Below are 17,570 nucleotides of genomic sequence, written 5' to 3' on the forward strand. Positions count from 1 at the left end.
GGCGACTGTATGCGGCTCACCATTCCACACGCGAAGCTTGGGATGTTCCGGGAGAAATCCGGTCCGTTCCGCCCGGTGGTGTCGATGATAATCGGCGCTGTTCGCTTCGCGGGGGTTAAACCGGAAAAGGAGTAACAAGGCATGGCATTGCCCGATTTTTCTATGCGCCAGCTTCTGGAAGCTGGTGTTCACTTCGGCCACCAGACGCACCGCTGGAACCCGAAGATGAAGCCGTACATCTTCGGCGACCGTAACAACATCCACATCATCGACCTGGCTCAGACCGTTCCGATGCTGTCGCGCGCCCTTCAGGTCGTGTCCGACACCGTTGCCCGTGGCGGCCGCGTTCTGTTCGTTGGCACCAAGCGCCAGGCGTCCGAAATCATCGCAGACAGCGCAAAGCGTTCGGCCCAGTACTACGTCAACTCCCGCTGGCTCGGCGGCATGATGACCAACTGGAAGACCATCTCGAACTCGATCCAGCGCCTGCGCAAGGTTGACGAGATCCTGAACTCGGAAGGCTCCGGCTACTCCAAGAAGGAACGTCTGAACCTTGAGCGCGAACGCGAAAAGCTTGAAAAGGCTCTCGGCGGTATCCGCGATATGGGCGGCGTTCCGGACCTGATGTTCATCATCGACACCAACAAGGAAAAGATCGCGATCGAAGAAGCCAAGCGTCTTGGCATTCCGGTCGTTGCGATCATCGACAGCAACTGCGATCCGGATCACATCGACTACCCGATCCCGGGTAACGACGACGCGTCGCGCGCCATCTCGCTTTACTGCGACCTGATCGCACGCGCTGCCATCGACGGTATTGCCCGTCAGCAGGGCGCTTCCGGCCGCGACATCGGCGCTTCTGAAGAAGCTCCGATCGAGCCCGCTCTCGAAGACGAGGCTGGCGCCTGATATAGGCCCTGTCTGGCGGCGATCCCGTATCGCCGTCTCCTCGACCAGGATATGACAAGGCCGTCAAAGACCTTCAATGGGTTGACGGCCTTGTTCGTTTCTAACCGCTCCGCCACGGTTTCTGGAAACCACAGGCGTCCGAGGTGGTTGGAACGGCAGGCAGTCTTCATAACGCTGTCACACTAGAGCGGCACCCATCATTTCGATGTTTGGCGACGCCGCAGCACTTGGGAATGCGCATGCCCCTTGTCGGAACCTCAGGGTTTCAAAGGGTGTGCGGCCGGGTACAGTCATCACCCAGAACTTCGGCACGGCAAATTCCGCCGGCTGACCGATCGAACCGATAAGAGGCACACAATGACCGAAATCACAGCCGCAATGGTGAAGGAACTGCGCGAAAAGTCTGGCGCAGGCATGATGGACTGCAAGAAGGCTCTTGCTGAAACCAATGGCGACATGGAAGCGGCGATCGACTGGCTGCGCGCCAAGGGCATCGCGAAGGCCGACAAGAAGTCCGGCCGCACGGCTGCCGAAGGTCTGGTCGGCGTTGCCACAATGGGTCACAAGGCTGTCGTTGTCGAGCTCAACTCGGAAACCGACTTCGTTGCCCGTAACGACGCTTTCCAGGATCTCATCCGCGGCATCGCCCAGGTTGCGCTCTCCACCGATGGCACCGTTGACGCTGTTTCCGCTGCCACCTATCCGGCAACCGGCAAGTCCGTTTCGGACAGCATCAAGGACGCTATCGCAACGATCGGCGAGAACATGACGCTGCGTCGTTCCGCTGCGCTGGAAGTGCCGCACGGCGTTGTCGCGACCTACATCCACAACGCTGCCGGCGACGGCATCGGCAAGCTCGGCGTTCTCGTTGCGCTGAAGTCGGAAGGCGACAAGGCAGTTCTCAACTCCATCGGCCGCCAGGTTGCCATGCACATCGCTGCAACCAACCCGCTCGCCATCCGTGCTGAAGAAGTCGACGCTGCCGTTGCTGAGCGCGAGCGCAACGTCTTTATCGAACAGGCCCGCGAATCCGGCAAGCCGGAAGCCATCATCGAAAAGATGGTTGATGGCCGCATGCGCAAGTTCTTCGAAGAAGTCGCCCTTCTGTCGCAGGCTTTCGTCATCAACCCCGACCTGACCGTCGGCGCTGCCGTCAAGGAAGCCGAGAAGGAAGCTGGCGCTTCCATCGAAGTTACCGGCATGGTTCGCCTGCTGCTCGGCGAAGGCGTCGAAAAGGAAGAAAGCGATTTCGCAGCTGAAGTCGCAGCCGTCGCCAAGGGCTGATTATATTTACCCAATCTTGGGAAAACGGGAGGGCATCGCGTGACAACGCGGTGCCCTTCGTGTATCCGCGTTTCGGTTACATTTCCGAGGAGTCATGATGTCTTCCAAGCCGATCTACAAACGCGTTCTTCTCAAGGCTTCCGGCGAAGCCCTCATGGGTGATCAGGGTTTCGGTATCGATGTGGCGGTGGCCGACCGCATTGCCTCCGATATCGCCGAGGCAAGGGCGATGGGCGTTGAAGTCGGCGTTGTCGTCGGCGGCGGCAATATCTTTCGCGGCGTGGCCGTGGCATCCAAGGGCGGCGACCGCGTCACCGGCGACCATATGGGCATGCTGGCAACCGTCATCAACGCGCTGGCCCTTGCCACCTCGCTCCGCAAGCTCAGCATCGACACTGTCGTTCTTTCGGCAATCGCCATGCCCGAGATCTGTGAGAGCTTCTCCCAGCGTGCCGCCCTTCATCATCTGGCCCAGGGCCGCGTGGTGATTTTCGCCGGCGGTACGGGCAACCCGTTCTTTACCACCGATTCCGCTGCTGCACTGCGCGCCGCCGAAATGGGCGCAGAGGCGATCTTCAAGGGAACCCAGGTGGACGGCATCTATTCCGCTGACCCAAAGAAGGACCCGACGGCAACCCGCTTTGACGAGCTGACCCATAGCGAAGTGCTCGGCAAGGGGCTCGCGGTCATGGATATCGCCGCTGTCGCCCTTGCCCGCGAAAACCACATCCCGATCATTGTTTTCTCGATCCATGAGAAGGGTGGTTTTGCACAGATATTGACCGGCGGCGGCCGCAAGACCATCGTGCACGACAAATAATCCAAAACGATGCCGCCCCTGGGGCGAATACGGCCGCTGGCCGACAAGATGGAGTATCAAGATGAGTGGTGTTGACCTCAACGATATCAAGCGCCGTATGGATGGCGCCATCAATGCGTTCAAGAGCGATATCGCGTCGCTGCGCACCGGCCGCGCGTCGGCCAACATTCTGGACCCAGTGACCGTCGACGCCTACGGTTCGCGTGTGCCGCTCAACCAGGTGGCCAACATCACCGTTCCCGAGCCGCGCATGCTCGGCGTCAACATCTGGGACAAGTCGATGGTCAACGCTGTTGACCGCGCCATCCGCGAATCCAACCTTGGCCTCAACCCGATCGTTGACGGCCAGAACCTCAGAATTCCGCTACCTGAACTCAATGAAGAGCGCCGCAAGTCGCTCGTCAAGGTCGCCCATGACTATGCCGAAAAATCCAAGGTGGCGATTCGCCATGTCCGTCGTGATGGCATGGACGGTCTGAAAAAAGCCGAAAAGGATGGCGACATCGGTCAGGACGAAAGCCGTGGCCAGTCGGAAAAGGTGCAGAAAATGACCGACGACACGATTTCGGAAATTGACCGCTTGCTTGCCGAGAAGGAAAAGGAAATCATGCAGGTCTGATATCGCCTGCGATAGACCTGTCCTTTCCGTTTAATTCCGCGCTGCCCTGTTACTGGATCGATATGCCGACGACGACACGTTCCTCCATACCCGAGCACGTCGCCATCATCATGGATGGCAACGGCCGCTGGGCAAAGCAGCGCGGCCTCCCGCGCGTGATGGGGCATCGCCGCGGTGTGGAGGCCGTGCGCGAGACCGTGCGCGCGGCCGGTGACTGCGGCATACGCTATCTCACCCTCTTTGCCTTCTCGTCGGAAAACTGGCGCAGGCCCGAATCCGAGGTAAGCGACCTGATGGGGCTTTTGAAGGCTTTCATCCGCCGCGACCTTGCCGAACTGCACCGCGAGAACGTCCGCGTGCGGATCATCGGTGACCGGCAGGGGCTGAAGAACGATATTCGCTCGCTTCTGGAAGAGGCTGAGCAGATGACGGCCGACAACACCAAGCTGACGCTGGTGATCGCCTTCAACTACGGCAGCCGTGACGAGATCGCTCGCGCGACGGCGTCAATCGCCCTTGATGTTGCCGCAGGCAGGCTAGACGCCGCTTCCATCACCCCCGAGATGATTTCGGCCCGGCTCGACACCTCGGGGATTCCTGATCCTGACCTGATCATCCGCACCAGCGGCGAGGAACGCCTGTCTAACTTCCTGCTCTGGCAGGCGGCCTATTCCGAGTTCCTGTTCATTCCGGAATATTGGCCGGACTTCGACCGGCAGCTCTTCTTCTCCGCAATCGAGCAATATGCAACGCGTGACCGCCGCTTCGGTGCACTCACCGAGCAGGTTGCCGTGGCAGGCGCCTGATGAGCCGAGAACTCAGACTGCGGATTGTTTCCGCGATCGTCATGGCCGCGGTCATTCTGGCCGCAACCTGGTATGGCGGCATTCTGTTCCGCATCGTTGCGGGCCTTCTGGCGATTCTCATCTATTATGAGTGGTCGACGATTACCCGGATGTCGGAGAGCAATCCGACCGGCAACGCCTGGGGCTGGTTTTCCGTCGCCGTCATTGCCGGCAACACGATTTTCGGCGAATCCTCGCTCGACCTGCCGCTTTTGTCAGGCTTCACGCTGACAGCGGCGCTGTTTCCGGTATTGCGCGGCAAAAACTGGTGGCTGGTGGGCGGTATTTTTTATGCGGGTCTGAGCGGTATATCACTGGCGGCCATCCGCGGTGACGAACTGACGGGCTTTGTATCCATCCTGTTCATTTTCGCCGTTGTCTGGTCAACGGATATTCTTGCCTATTTCGTCGGTCGCGCCATCGGCGGGCCGAAGCTGGCGCCTTCTATTTCGCCCGGCAAGACGTGGTCCGGCGCGATTGGCGGGGCGGCGGCGGCAGTGATCGGCGGCGCGGCAGTCTCCATGGCCTATCACGGACGCATCAGCTTTCTGGTGCTGGGGCTTGCACTCCTTCTTTCCGTGTTCAGCCAGATCGGCGATCTCTTCGAATCCTTCGTGAAACGGCGTTTCCAGGTCAAGGATTCAAGCCATCTCATTCCTGGCCATGGTGGCTTCATGGACCGTGTTGACGGTCTTGTTTTCGCCTGCTTTACGGTATTCCTCATAGCTTTCGTGCACGCGGCGGCAACCGGCGATGTGCCCGGGTCGGGCGGCGGTCTGCTGCCGGGTTTCTAAGCGGCACGAAAGGTCACGACATGAAGGGCAGATTGTCATGAACACAGTAATGGCGGCGACCGGCTTTTTGACCGGCTATATCGTGCCCTTCATCCTGGTGCTTTCCCTTCTCGTTTTTGTCCACGAGATGGGGCATTATCTCGTCGGTCGCTGGTGCGGCATCCGTTCCACGGCATTCTCCGTCGGCTTCGGCCCCGAGCTGCTCGGTTTCACCGACAAGCGCGGGACGAGATGGAAGATCTCAGCCATACCACTGGGCGGCTACGTGAAATTCTTCGGCGATGAAGACGCAGCGAGCAAGCCAGACAGCTCGGGCCTGTCCCATATGACGCTGGAGGAGAGGGCGCAGACGCTTTCCGGTGCAAAACTGTGGAAAAGGGCGGCGACCGTCGCTGCGGGCCCGATCGCAAACTTCATCCTCGCGATTCTCATCTTCGCAGTACTCTTCGGCATTTACGGCCGGATGATCGCCGATCCCGTTGTTGCAGAGGTGCGTGAAAACAGTGCCGCCGCCGCTGCGGGCGTGCGCCCCGGCGACCGTCTGGTGGCGATTGATGGCGAAAAAGTGGTGACCTTCGAAGATGTCCGCCGTTATGTCGGCATCCGGCCAGGCACGCCTATCACGGTCACCGTCGAGCGGGCAGGCGAGGAGCTCAAGCTGCCGATGGTGCCGACCCGGACCGAAACCACCGACCAGTTCGGCAACAAGCTGGAAATGGGTATCATCGGCATTGTCACCGACCAGACCAGCGGTAATTTCCGTCACATCGAATATTCACCGTCGCAGGCTCTTCTGGAAGGTGTGCGCGAGACAGGCCACGTCATCACCGGCACATTCAATTATATCGGCAATCTCGTTACCGGCCGCATGAATGCCGATCAGTTCGGCGGCCCGGTGCGGGTCGCGCAGGCTTCTGGCCAGATGGCGACGCTTGGCATTTCCGCCGTGATTCAACTTGCAGCCGTTTTGTCGGTATCGATCGGGCTCCTCAATCTGATGCCCGTCCCGGTTCTGGACGGCGGACATCTCGTGTTCTACGCCATCGAGGCCATCCGCGGCAGGCCGCTGGGAGCGGGCGCGCAGGAGGTTGCCTTCCGCATCGGCATGGCGATGATTTTGGGTCTTATGGTTTTTGCAACATGGAATGATATCAGCAGCTTGATTGGCTGAGGATTGTGTTTTAACGGTTTTGTTAGTCGGTTGTTTACCTTGTTTTTATGCCAAAGTGGCGAATGAGCCACTCTGGAGCACGAAGTAAACAGAATTTAACGTTCGCGCTTGCTTGTAGGGGAAAAGCAGGTAAAACGACGCACATGGCCGGAGTCGGGTTCCGCCCGCTGAGGGACAACGTAAAAAGGTAAGAATTGAAATGAAGGCTGGTTCAAGATTTTTGAACGCTGTGTCGGCGGTTGCTCTGTCTGCCGGTGTTTCTTCGGTTGCGGGCCTTGGTGTGCTTGCCTCTGCTGGCGTTGCACACGCAGCCGTCATCAGCAGAATCGACGTTCGCGGCGCCGAAAGATCGGGTGCGGATTCGGTTCGTTCCAACATCACCATTGCGCCCGGCAAGAACTTTTCCAATTCGGACATCGATGAATCGGTGAAGCGTCTTTACGCCACCGGTTATTTCTCGAATGTTTCCATGCGCGTTTCGGGCAGCACGCTTGTCGTGACCGTCAACGAGAACCAGCTCGTTAACCAGGTAGTCTTCAACGGCAACCGCAAGATCAAGGACGACAAGCTCGCCGGCATCGTGCAGACGCAGTCGCTCGGCCCGTTCAATCAGGCCATCGTGACGGCGGATATTGCCCGCATCAAGGAAGCCTATGCCGCTATCGGCCGCAGCGATGTCGAAGTCACCACCCAGACGGTTTCCGTCGGTCAGGGTCGCGTGAACATCGCTTTCGTCATCAATGAAGGTGAGCGTACCAAGATCGGCCGCATCGACTTCGTGGGCAACAATGCCTACAGCGATGGTCGTCTGGCTGCTGTCATCAATACCAAGAAGTCCAACATGCTGTCATTCCTGACGCGTAAGGACGTCTACAACGAGGACAAGCTGCGCGCCGACGAAGAGGCGCTGCGCCAGTTCTATTACAACCGCGGTTACGCCGACTTCCGGGTCGTTGGTTCCGAGGCTGTGCTTGATGAGTCCAAAAACGAATACAACATCACCATCACGGTCGATGAAGGTCAGCGTTACAACTTCGGCAACGTCGCGGTCGAATCGACCGTTCCGGGTGTTGAGGGTTCGGAGCTTCAGGGCCTCGTTGAGACCCGCCAGGGCGCAAGCTACAGCGCCAAGGAAGTTCAGCAGAGCATGGAGGCGATTTCCAAGCGCGTCGCCGGTGAAGGTTATCCTTTCGCCCGTGTAACGCCGCGCGGCGACCGCGACATGTCCGGCAACACCATTGGCGTGACGTACATCGTTGATCAGGGCGAGCGCGCTTACGTCGAGCGTATCGAAATCCGTGGCAACACCCGCACGCGTGACTATGTCATTCGTCGCGAATTCGATATTTCCGAAGGCGATGCGTTCAACCAGACGGTTATCACCGCTGCCAAGCGTCGTCTGGAAGCGCTGGGTTACTTCTCGAAGGTCAATATCTCGACCGCCGGCGGCAGCGCGCCTGACCGCGTCGTGATCGTGGTTGACGTTGAAGATCAGTCGACCGGTTCATTCGGTATCGGCGCCGGTTATTCGCAGAACGACGGTGTTCTGCTCGAAGCCTCCATCGAAGAAAAGAACTTCCTCGGCCGCGGTCAGTATATCCGTCTCGCTGCCGGTGCGGGTGAAGACGATGCGCGTAGCTACACGCTGTCCTTTACCGAGCCTTATTTCCTCGGCTACCGCCTTGCTGCAGGTTTCGACCTGTTCAAGAGCCAGAGCCGCAGCGAAGATTATTACGACTACGACGAGCAGGGCTTCTCGCTGCGCGTGACCGCGCCTATCACCGAGGATCTCTCGACGACGTTCAAGTATACCTACAAGCAGATCAACTACGACGGTGAGGGTGACTGGACTAACCTCAACAATCTCGCCGAACCTTATCAGGATTTGATCCGCGGTGGCGATTGGACGCAGTCCATCATCTCCAACACGCTGAACTACAATACGCTCGACGACCGCAACATGCCGCGTGAAGGCTGGCAGGCTGCTTTGACAAACGAATTTGCCGGTCTGGGTGGCGATTCCGAATATTACAAGATCTATGCCAAGGCGCGTTTCTACTACACCCTGTCGGATGAGTACGACGTCATCGGCTCGCTCACCGGTCAGGCCGGTCACGTGATGCCGACGGGCGACAATCTGCTGGTATTCGATCAGTTCAAGTTCGGCGGACGTCAGGTTCGCGGCTTTAAGAACGATGGTATCGGTCCGCGCATCGGTTCCGACTCCATCGGCGGCACGACCTATTTTGCCGCGTCTGCTGAAGTCACGGCTCCGATGCCTGGCGTTCCCGAGGATTTCGGTCTGCGTCTTGCTGGTTTCGTCGATGCTGGCACGATGTATGGTAACAAGGTTTCCACGTCTCAGACCGTCAAGGATGACAATTCCATCCGCGCATCCGCCGGTATTGGCGTGATGTGGGCGTCGCCCTTCGGTCCGATCCGTGTAGACTACGCGGTTCCGATCGCCAAGGAAGACTACGACGAGGAACAGCGTTTCCGGTTTGGCATGTCCAACACTTTCTGATATCGGCAGTCCAGAACTGCAACTTTGAACGTTCTGGAGTTTCCGGCTAATGGAATACAACGCGTTTTTTCCGCCCCACGAGGGACTGCGATTGAAAGACATCGCAGACCGCTTTGGGGCGGAACTGTCTGATGAGGCGGCGGGAGAGCGGATTGTCAGGTCCGTTTCTCCGGTCTATCGGGCAAAACCCGATCAGCTCTGCTATATCCTTTCGCGCAAGAACCGCGATGAGCTGCAGACCTGCGAAGCCGCCGCGGTCATTTGTGACGCTGCTCTTGTGGACATGCTTCCGTCCGACATCCCCGCGCTGATATCGAAAAATCCACACACGCTGTTTGCCCAGGTTGGTGCCTTGCTGCACCCCTCGGCGATGCGTCCCGGTCCGATCGCGCGGATGGAAAGCGAAATTTCTCATGCTGCGCATGTCGATCCTTCCGCGAAGCTGGAAGCGGGCGTCATTGTCGAGGCGCTCGCAGTGATCGGCGCCGGCGCCCATATCGGTGCTGGTACGCGGATCGGGCCCGGTGTCATCATCGGGCAGGATGTACAGATCGGACGCGATTGCACCATTGCAGGCGGCGCAAGCGTTCTTGCCGCGCTCATCGGTAATAATGTGATTATCCACAATGGTGCGCGCATCGGGCAAGACGGTTTCGGTTATGCCCCCGGTCCACGCGGCATGCTGAAGATCGTCCAGATTGGCCGTGTCATCATCCAGGACAATGTCGAGATCGGCGCGAACACCACGATCGATCGCGGCACCATGGATGACACGGTGATCGGCGAAGGCACCAAGATCGACAATCAGGTCCAGATTGGCCACAACGTTCGCATCGGCCGCCATTGCGGCATCGTCAGCAAGGTCGGCATTGCGGGCAGCACCCGTATCGGCGACGCTGTGATGATTGGTGGTGCGGCAGGCATCAATGGCCATATCAACATTGGCGACGGCGTGCAGATCGCTGCCATGAGCGGTGTTGTGGCGGACGTGCCGGCAGGCGCCCGTTATGGCGGAACGCCTGCGCGACCGATGAAATATTTCCTGCGCGACATGGCCGAAATTCTGGCACGCGCTGAAGGGCGTGATAAAAAAACAGGAGAGAAAAACAATGACTGAAGAAACGAAGACGACGCTCGGCGCGGCTGACATTCTGGAAGTCATGAAGCTTCTGCCGCATCGTTACCCATTCTTGCTGATCGACAAGATCATCGATATTGACGGTAACAATTCGGCGACCGGCATCAAGAACGTGACGGTCAACGAACCGCATTTCACCGGCCACTTCCCGGACCGGCCGATCATGCCGGGTGTTCTGATCGTCGAAGCCATGGCCCAGACGGCAGGTGCAATATGCGCCCGCAGCCAAGGTGAGGGCGGCCATCTGGTCTACTTCATGACAATCGACAACGCCCGTTTCCGCAAACCCGTGATCCCCGGCGATCGTTTGGAAATTCACGTCGTCAAGCAGCGCCAACGCGGTAATGTCTTCAAATTCCATTGCGAGGCGAAGGTGGATGGTGCGCTGGTGGCGGAGGCTGATGTCGGCGCCATGATGATCCCCGAGGACCAGCAATGAGCACGATTGCCGCCTCGGCCAGAATTCACCCCACCGCCGTGATCGAAGACGGTGCGGTGATCGGTGAAAACGTCGTCATCGGTGCGCTGAGCTACGTCGGCGGGAAAGTCACGCTGCATGATGATGTCCGGCTGCACAATCATGCCGTTGTATCCGGCCTGACGGTCATCGGCCGTGGATCGGTCGTCCACCCCATGGCGGTCATCGGCGGCACACCGCAGGCGGTTCGCCACGACGGTTCTGAAACCACGCTTGAAATTGGCGAGCGCTGCACCATGCGCGAAGGCGTCACCATGAACGCCGGCAGCTCTGATGGCAGCGGCAAGACGATCGTCGGTAACGACAATCTGTTCCTTGCCAACTCACATGTGGCGCATGATTGCCGCCTTGGCGACCACATCATCCTGTCCAACAATGTGATGCTGGCCGGCCATGTGACGATCGAGGACCGCGCCATTCTCGGCGGCGGCTGTGCTGTTCACCAGTTCACCCGCATTGGCCGTCAGGCCTTCATCGGCGGACTGTCCGCGGTCAATTACGATGTCATTCCCTATGGAATGCTGAATGGCAATCCCGGCATTCTCGGCGGCCTTAATGTCGTTGGCATGACGCGTGCCGGCATTGAGCGCGCAGATATCCACAAGGTCCGGCGCGTCTTCAAGCAGATCTTCGAGGCGGAAGGCACTATCCGCGGCAATGCGGCAGCGATCGACCGCAGCGAATATCTGGATTGCCCGCAGGCGCTAGAAATCATCGATTTCATTGGAGTGGACAGCGACCGCGCGATCTCTTCGCCCAACCGGGGCAAGTGAGCCGTGACAGGCGGCGGGCGTCTCGCCATTGTGGCCGGCAGCGGCCAGTTGCCACTTTACGTGGCGAACGCCGCCCGTGAGATGGGAGAAGATCCTTTCATCGTGCGGCTGCGCGATGATTCCCGCTTCGACTGGAGCGGTTTCGACAACGCCGTCATCTCGGTTGGTGACGTCGCCGGGCTTGGCCGGCTGCTGCGTGACAACCGGGTGGATCGTGTCGTGCTTTCCGGGGCCGTGGCGCGGCGGCCGGAATGGCGTGAAATCCGCCCCACCGTCGCTATCCTGCTAAAACTTCCATCCATCGTCAAAACGCTATTGTCGGGCGGCGATGACGCCGTTCTGCAGATGGTCATAAAGATCATCGGCACGCTCGGTGCGAAAGTCATCGGCGCGCATGAGATCGCTCCAGGCCTCTTGGCCACGACAGGCGCTTTCGGCACGCAAAAACCGGCCGAAGACGACTTGAAGGACATAAGCAGGGCAGCTGAGGCGGCGCTTGCGCTCGGCAAACTTGATGTCGGGCAGGGTGCGGTCTCCGTCGGCGGCCGCATCGTGGCGCTCGAGGGCGTTGAAGGCACGGACGCAATGTTACTGCGCGTCGCGGCATTGCGCGCGGAGGGACGCATCTCGCCCCGCCGCCGGGGCGTGCTGGTCAAGCTCTGCAAACCGCAGCAGGATGTACGCGCCGATCTGCCGACAATCGGGATCGAAACTGTCGAAAATGCCCAAAAGGCCGGGCTTGCGGGCATTGCCGTCGAAGCCGGACGCGCACTGGTGCTTGATCGTGACGCGATGTTGAAAGCTGCCGATCAGGCGGGCATATTCGTCTGTGGCATCGATACGTCACTTCGCGGAGACATGATGGAATGACGGAGAGATTGAAGGTGGCGGTCATCGCCGGCGAAGTGTCGGGCGATCTTCTCGGCGCGGATCTGATCCGGGCCCTCAAGGCCCGATATCCCGGTTCGATCGAACTTGTCGGCGTCGGCGGCGAGGCGCTCGAGGGGCAGGGGCTCACTTCTCTTTTCGATTATTCCGAACTCTCGATCATGGGGTTCACGCAGGTCCTCAAGAAACTGCCCAAACTGATCGGCCTGATCAACCGGGCGGCTGAGGCGGTGATACGGGAAAAACCGGATGTCCTTTTGATCATCGACAGCCCGGATTTCACCCATCGAGTGGCGAAAAAAGTCCGCAAGGAACTGCCGCATCTCCCGGTCGTCAATTATGTGTGCCCGAGCGTCTGGGCCTGGAAAGAACATCGCGCAACGGCGATGTTATCCTATGTGGACCATGTCCTGGCTCTCCTGCCATTTGAGCCGGAGGCGATGCGCCGCCTCGGAGGCCCACCGACCACATTCGTCGGCCATCGCCTCAGCGTCGATCCGGACGTCCTCGCGGTGCGTCGGAAGCGGGCAGAACGGCCGCTTCCAGCGGAGGGGCGGCCGAAGACGATTCTTCTTCTGCCCGGGTCGCGTTCCACCGAGACCACCAGGCTGATGGAGCCGTTCCAGCACGCGGCGAAGGCTTTTGTGGAACGGAATGGTCCGACTCGGTTTCTGCTGCCCACCGTTCCACGTCAGGAACATCGCATCCGCGAACTGGCGGCGTCTTGGCCGCAGGAAATCAGACCCGAAATCGGCATCGATCCTGCTTTCAAGTGGAACTCCTTTGCTGAAGCCGATGCGGCTATCGCAGCGTCAGGCACCGTCATTCTTGAGTTGGCTCTTGCCGGCGTGCCGACCATATCTGTCTACAAGACCGACTGGATTTTCACCATGCTGAGCAAGCGGGTGAAGACCTGGACGGGTGCGCTACCCAATCTCATTGCCGATTATGCTGTCGTCCCGGAGTATTTCAACGAGGTGGTCAGGGCCGGATCGATGCTGCGTTGGGCGGAACGCCTGTCATCCGATACAATTGAGCGGAAGGCCATGCTCGAAGGTTATGCTCTGGTGCAGCAACGTCTGCGCACGGATGTCCCGCCCGGCGAAACCGGCGCGGCTATTCTCCTCGAGGTCGTGAACGCCCGCAGACAGTGAGGTTGAAGCCACGGCTGTGTCAGGGCCTGTGTTGCCGCCGGTCCCACCGCGTGTATCCCAATCCACAATGGCAAGCAAAAAGGCCGGCGAGTAAAACTCGCCGGCCTTTGATGTGACGTGGTTTGCCGATTAACGCTTGGAAACCGGAACGTAGTCGCGTTTGCCGGCACCCGTGTAAAGCTGGCGCGGACGGCCGATGCGCTGTTGCGGATCTTCGATCATTTCGTTCCACTGTGCGATCCAGCCAACGGTGCGGGCGAGAGCGAAGAGAACGGTAAACATGGTCGTGGGGAAGCCGAGCGCCTTCAGCGTGATGCCCGAATAGAAGTCGACATTCGGGTAAAGCTTCTTTTCGACAAAATACGGGTCGGAAAGGGCGATCTTTTCCAGTTCCAGCGCGACCTGCATGATCGGATCGTCGGAATTGCCAGTGGCTTCCAGCACTTCATACATCGTCTTCTGCATGATCTTGGCGCGCGGGTCGTAGTTCTTGTAGACGCGGTGACCAAAGCCCATCAGGCGGAACGGGTCGTTCTTGTCCTTGGCGCGGGCGATATATTCCGGAATGCGGTCAACCGAGCCGATTTCATTGAGCATGTTGAGCGCCGCTTCGTTGGCGCCGCCGTGTGCCGGACCCCAGAGGCAGGCAATGCCGGCCGCAATACAGGCGAACGGGTTGGCGCCCGACGAACCGGCAAGACGCACCGTGGAGGTGGAGGCATTCTGTTCGTGATCGGCATGCAGAATGAAGATGCGGTCCATGGCGCGGGCCAGAACCGGATCGACCTTGTATTCCTCGCACGGCACGGCAAAGCACATGTGCAGGAAGTTGGAGGCGTAATCCAGATCGTTCTTCGGGTAAACGAAGGGCTGGCCGATATGGTACTTGTAGGCCATCGCGGCGATCGTCGGCATCTTGGCGATCATGCGAAGCGATGCGACCATGCGCTGATGCGGATCGGTGATGTCGGTCGAGTCGTGGTAAAAGGCCGAGAGAGCGCCGACCGTGCCGCACATGACGGCCATCGGATGTGCGTCGCGACGGTAACCGGTGAAGAAGCGGCTCATCTGCTCGTGCACCATGGTGTGGCGCGTGACGCGGGTATCGAAATCTTTCTTCTGTGCCGCCGTCGGCAGTTCGCCGTAAAGCAGCAGATAGCAGGTTTCCAAAAAGTCGCCCTGTTCGGCGAGCTGTTCGATGGGGAAGCCACGGTGCAGGAGAACACCTTCGTCACCGTCGATATAGGTGATCTTGGATTCGCAGGAGGCCGTCGACGTGAAACCCGGGTCGTAAGTGAAGGAGCCCGTGTGTTTGTACAGCGTGCCGATATCGACGACGCTCGGCCCGATCGTGCCTTCCCTGACAGGGAGTTCGACCTGTTTGTCGCCAAGTGTCACTGTAGCGCTTTTTTCCGTCATACTGATCCTCCGAAAACATGCGGGTGGGGGCGTTGAGACACGCCCCGCGGTTAAGCGTCTACCGATTAGCTATATGATCCTGTCGCAGATGCCAAGCTATCCAAAGGTCAAATTGTGCATTGCGGCAAACGCAAATGCGTTGCTTTTGGCCTCGTCGATCGAAGCAATTCAATCTCAGTCAACGCGCGGTTAAAGGAAAGCATTGCAATCTCGGGCGTCCCTCTGCAAACCTGTTTACAGTGCGGCAGGGGCGCGGCGCAGAATGCTTGGTCAAGGGGAAAAACAGCATTTCGGATATGCCGAAACGATGCAGGGAAACGCCCCCGGCACGGTGGATATCCTGTTTCCGCTGCAGCGGACCGGCGCCGTCGCGATCCCTGTTCTGCCGCCTCTGGTCGACAGGCCCGAACCCGGCGTTTCCGTTTCTCGAAAAGTTGCCGTCTGGCTGACGGAAGAACGCGCATTCGGGCACGATTTTCTTTTCGTACCCGTTGTCATCGGTTGCGGAGCGATCCTCTGGTTTTCTCTCGACACCGCGCCTTCCTTGCCCCTTCTGATCGTCGCATTTTTAGTCGCGGCCCCACTGGCGCTTCTCAACCGATACCGCCTTGATACGGTGGGAAGGGCGTGCAGCCTTGTCGCCCTCTTGTTGCTCGGCATGCTTTTTGCCGAACTGGAAACCCGCCGTGCGGCGACCATCCTTCTGGACACGCCGGTCACCACCACCCTCACCGGCAAGGTGGTGCGCCGGGAGGTGGATGCGCGGGGCGACTGGCGGTATCTGGTGCAGCTCCACTCCACTGAAGCGCCGTCACTAACGCGTCTGCCGGGGAGGGTGTCGCTCCTTGCGCGCGGTGGCGGCGACGCCATGCCCATCGGCGCGACCATACGCGGCAAGGCACGGCTCTCTCCACCGTCCGGACCGGCTTTGCCGGGATTGAACGACTTTGCCTTTTCATCCTATTTCCGGGGCATCGGCGCGACAGGCTTTTTTTATCAGCCGCCCCAGGCGGTGGCGACGGCGGACCTTGGGGCCGAGGGTTGGCTGGAGATGGCCGACATGTGGCTTTATCGCCTGCGTGCCGCCGTCGCCGAGCGCATTCGCACGACGATCGGCGGCGATGCGGGTGCCTTCGCTGCATCCATCGTCACCGATGAGAGACAAGCCATATCGCCGGAAACCATGGAGGCGCTGCGGGTCTCGGGGCTGGCTCATATCGTTGCCATATCCGGGCTCAACATGGCCTTGGCATCAGGCATCTTCTTTGTCGGCATGAGGCTCGCATTCAGCCTTTTCCCAGCCTTTGCCCAGCGATGGCCGGTCAAGAAGATATCCGCCTTCGCAGCGCTCCTGATGACACTTTGCTACTATCTGATTTCCGGTTTCGCAGTTTCCGCCGAGCGGGCCTGGCTGATGATGTCCGTGATGCTGATTGCGGTGCTCTTCGATCAGCCCTCGCTCAGCCTGAGAAATGTTGCGCTCTCCGCCCTCGTGATACTGGCGCTGTCCCCGTCCGAAGTGATGGGTCCAAGCTTTCAGATGTCATTTGCCGCAACGATCGCGCTCGTTTCTGCCTATGCAGCCTGGAGCCGCTGGCGCATTGACCGCGAGCGTCTTTTTACCGGGCGAAAACCGGCTTGGGTGACGGTAGCGCAAACGGCAGGTGCCGTGATCGGCGGCGTTATCACAACGTCGCTGATCGGTGGGCTTTCGACAGCAATCTATTCTGCCGAACATTTCCAGCGTGTCACCACCTACGGACTTTTTGCCAATCTCGCCGCCACGCCGCTCATGTCGCTGATCGTCATGCCCTTCGGTCTGATTGCCATGCTGCTGATGCCGTTCGGGCTCGACGCGCCATTCCTGAAGGTCATGGGCCATGGCATGGCGCTGGTCATAGAGGTCGCGGACGAAGTCGCCTCCTGGGGTGGCAGCGCCGCGACCGGACGTCCGCATGGCTGGTTCATCGGCATCGCCTCGGCTGGCTTCCTGCTGCTGACCCTGCTGCGCAGCCGCCTTGCGCTTTTGGGCATTCCGCCTCTGCTGCTTGCCTTCGGCCTCTCGGCAGCGACATCTCAGCGCGATCTGCCCGATCTCCTCGTTTACGAAGACGGTTCTCTGGTCGCGCTTCTGGACGAGAACAAGGTTTATGCCACAAAAACCCGGCCGCATGGCTTCATCTATGACCAGTGGCAAAGGGCGCTGCTGCTTCCGGAGAAACCGCTCGCGCCCGTTATCCTCAGAAAAGACGTTCCAACCGCGTCCGGCATCGCACTCACCAAGAAATCAAAGCTCACGCGGGACGAAATAAAGGCTGTGGGACGAGACATGGCGGCTGCGTTGAAGGATGCAGCGCCTGGAATTTTTACATGCAAGTCAGGTCGCTGGTGCGTGGCGCGTGCGGAAAGCGGCGAATGGATCATCGTACTGGAAGACGGCCGCCTCGCCGGAAAGGCATGTGACATTGCCGACATCGTCATTGTTTCCCGCAGAACGTCGTTTGCACAGTGTCGCTCGGGCGCGTTACTCCTCAACCGCGACATATTGCGGCGCATCGGTTCCGTGGAGATAGACTTCGCGAGGAGCGATCAGCCCGGCGTTGTCGGTCGGCTACGGGCGTCAACCGCGGGCGCAAACCGCCCGTGGAGTGAACATCGATATTATGACTGGAAAACCGGGCGTTTCGACCGTGAATTGCCTGAAACGATCACCCGTCTGCTGGCGGCGTCGCAATGATCGCCACCGGCAAGGAT

General features: G+C 59.4%; 15 protein-coding genes. 14 read left to right on the top strand and 1 reads right to left on the bottom strand.

Annotation, left to right across the window (positions count from 1 at the left end):
* The first annotated feature begins 141 nt into the window (after positions 1-141).
* The 13 genes from rpsB (at position 142) to lpxB (ending at position 13,397) form a co-directional block, all read left to right on the top strand.
* Entirely contained in the window at positions 142-909 is a 768-nt protein-coding gene (gene rpsB / locus ACZ47E_RS04960) for a 30S ribosomal protein S2 (RefSeq protein WP_003502558.1), read from the top strand.
* A 357-nt stretch (positions 910-1,266) separates the two neighbouring features.
* Complete coding sequence (tsf, locus tag ACZ47E_RS04965; RefSeq protein ID WP_004441554.1) at positions 1,267-2,193, top strand: translation elongation factor Ts; 927 nt, start codon at positions 1,267-1,269, stop codon at positions 2,191-2,193.
* 97 nt (positions 2,194-2,290) lie between these two features.
* A complete protein-coding gene (gene pyrH, locus ACZ47E_RS04970) occupies positions 2,291-3,013 on the top strand; it encodes a UMP kinase (protein ID WP_003502561.1) in 723 nt (240 codons plus the stop codon).
* A gap of 61 nt (positions 3,014-3,074) precedes the next feature.
* Positions 3,075-3,632, top strand: coding sequence for a ribosome recycling factor (frr, locus tag ACZ47E_RS04975; RefSeq protein WP_004441558.1), 558 nt, complete (start codon positions 3,075-3,077; stop codon positions 3,630-3,632).
* 62 nt (positions 3,633-3,694) lie between these two features.
* Complete coding sequence (locus tag ACZ47E_RS04980; protein ID WP_004441561.1) at positions 3,695-4,438, top strand: isoprenyl transferase; 744 nt, start codon at positions 3,695-3,697, stop codon at positions 4,436-4,438.
* Entirely contained in the window at positions 4,438-5,271 is an 834-nt protein-coding gene (locus ACZ47E_RS04985) for a phosphatidate cytidylyltransferase (protein WP_004441563.1), read from the top strand. Before ACZ47E_RS04980 ends, ACZ47E_RS04985 begins: the two co-directional genes overlap by 1 nt.
* Before the next feature lie 49 nt (positions 5,272-5,320).
* Entirely contained in the window at positions 5,321-6,442 is a 1,122-nt protein-coding gene (gene rseP, locus ACZ47E_RS04990; RefSeq protein WP_278067510.1) for an RIP metalloprotease RseP, read from the top strand.
* Between the two features lie 199 nt (positions 6,443-6,641).
* The gene (bamA, locus tag ACZ47E_RS04995) at positions 6,642-8,966 is read left to right on the top strand and encodes an outer membrane protein assembly factor BamA (RefSeq protein WP_278067406.1); all 2,325 of its coding nucleotides are present in this window, start codon (positions 6,642-6,644) and stop codon (positions 8,964-8,966) included.
* 49 nt (positions 8,967-9,015) lie between these two features.
* On the top strand, positions 9,016-10,083 hold the full coding sequence (gene lpxD / locus ACZ47E_RS05000; protein ID WP_278067407.1) for a UDP-3-O-(3-hydroxymyristoyl)glucosamine N-acyltransferase: 1,068 nt from the start codon (positions 9,016-9,018) through the stop codon (positions 10,081-10,083).
* Positions 10,076-10,543, top strand: a complete 468-nt coding sequence (gene fabZ, locus ACZ47E_RS05005; protein ID WP_004441570.1) for a 3-hydroxyacyl-ACP dehydratase FabZ — start codon at positions 10,076-10,078, stop codon at positions 10,541-10,543. Before lpxD ends, fabZ begins: the two co-directional genes overlap by 8 nt.
* Positions 10,540-11,355, top strand: coding sequence for an acyl-ACP--UDP-N-acetylglucosamine O-acyltransferase (gene lpxA / locus ACZ47E_RS05010; protein WP_004441573.1), 816 nt, complete (start codon positions 10,540-10,542; stop codon positions 11,353-11,355). Before fabZ ends, lpxA begins: the two co-directional genes overlap by 4 nt.
* 3 nt (positions 11,356-11,358) lie before the next feature.
* Positions 11,359-12,225, top strand: coding sequence for an LpxI family protein (locus ACZ47E_RS05015; RefSeq protein ID WP_004441575.1), 867 nt, complete (start codon positions 11,359-11,361; stop codon positions 12,223-12,225).
* The gene (gene lpxB, locus ACZ47E_RS05020; RefSeq protein ID WP_107339708.1) at positions 12,222-13,397 is read left to right on the top strand and encodes a lipid-A-disaccharide synthase; all 1,176 of its coding nucleotides are present in this window, start codon (positions 12,222-12,224) and stop codon (positions 13,395-13,397) included. Before ACZ47E_RS05015 ends, lpxB begins: the two co-directional genes overlap by 4 nt.
* A gap of 129 nt (positions 13,398-13,526) precedes the next feature.
* Here the strand turns inward: lpxB and gltA are convergent, their stop codons facing one another.
* Positions 13,527-14,816, bottom strand: coding sequence for a citrate synthase (gltA, locus tag ACZ47E_RS05025; protein WP_006697561.1), 1,290 nt, complete (start codon positions 14,814-14,816; stop codon positions 13,527-13,529).
* Between the two features lie 262 nt (positions 14,817-15,078).
* On the opposite strand from gltA, the gene ACZ47E_RS05030 reads away from it, so the two are divergent.
* The gene (locus ACZ47E_RS05030) at positions 15,079-17,553 is read left to right on the top strand and encodes a ComEC/Rec2 family competence protein (RefSeq protein ID WP_278067408.1); all 2,475 of its coding nucleotides are present in this window, start codon (positions 15,079-15,081) and stop codon (positions 17,551-17,553) included.
* Positions 17,554-17,570: the final 17 nt, after the last annotated feature.

It is taken from the genome of Agrobacterium sp. 5Ca39, from assembly GCF_055382365.1.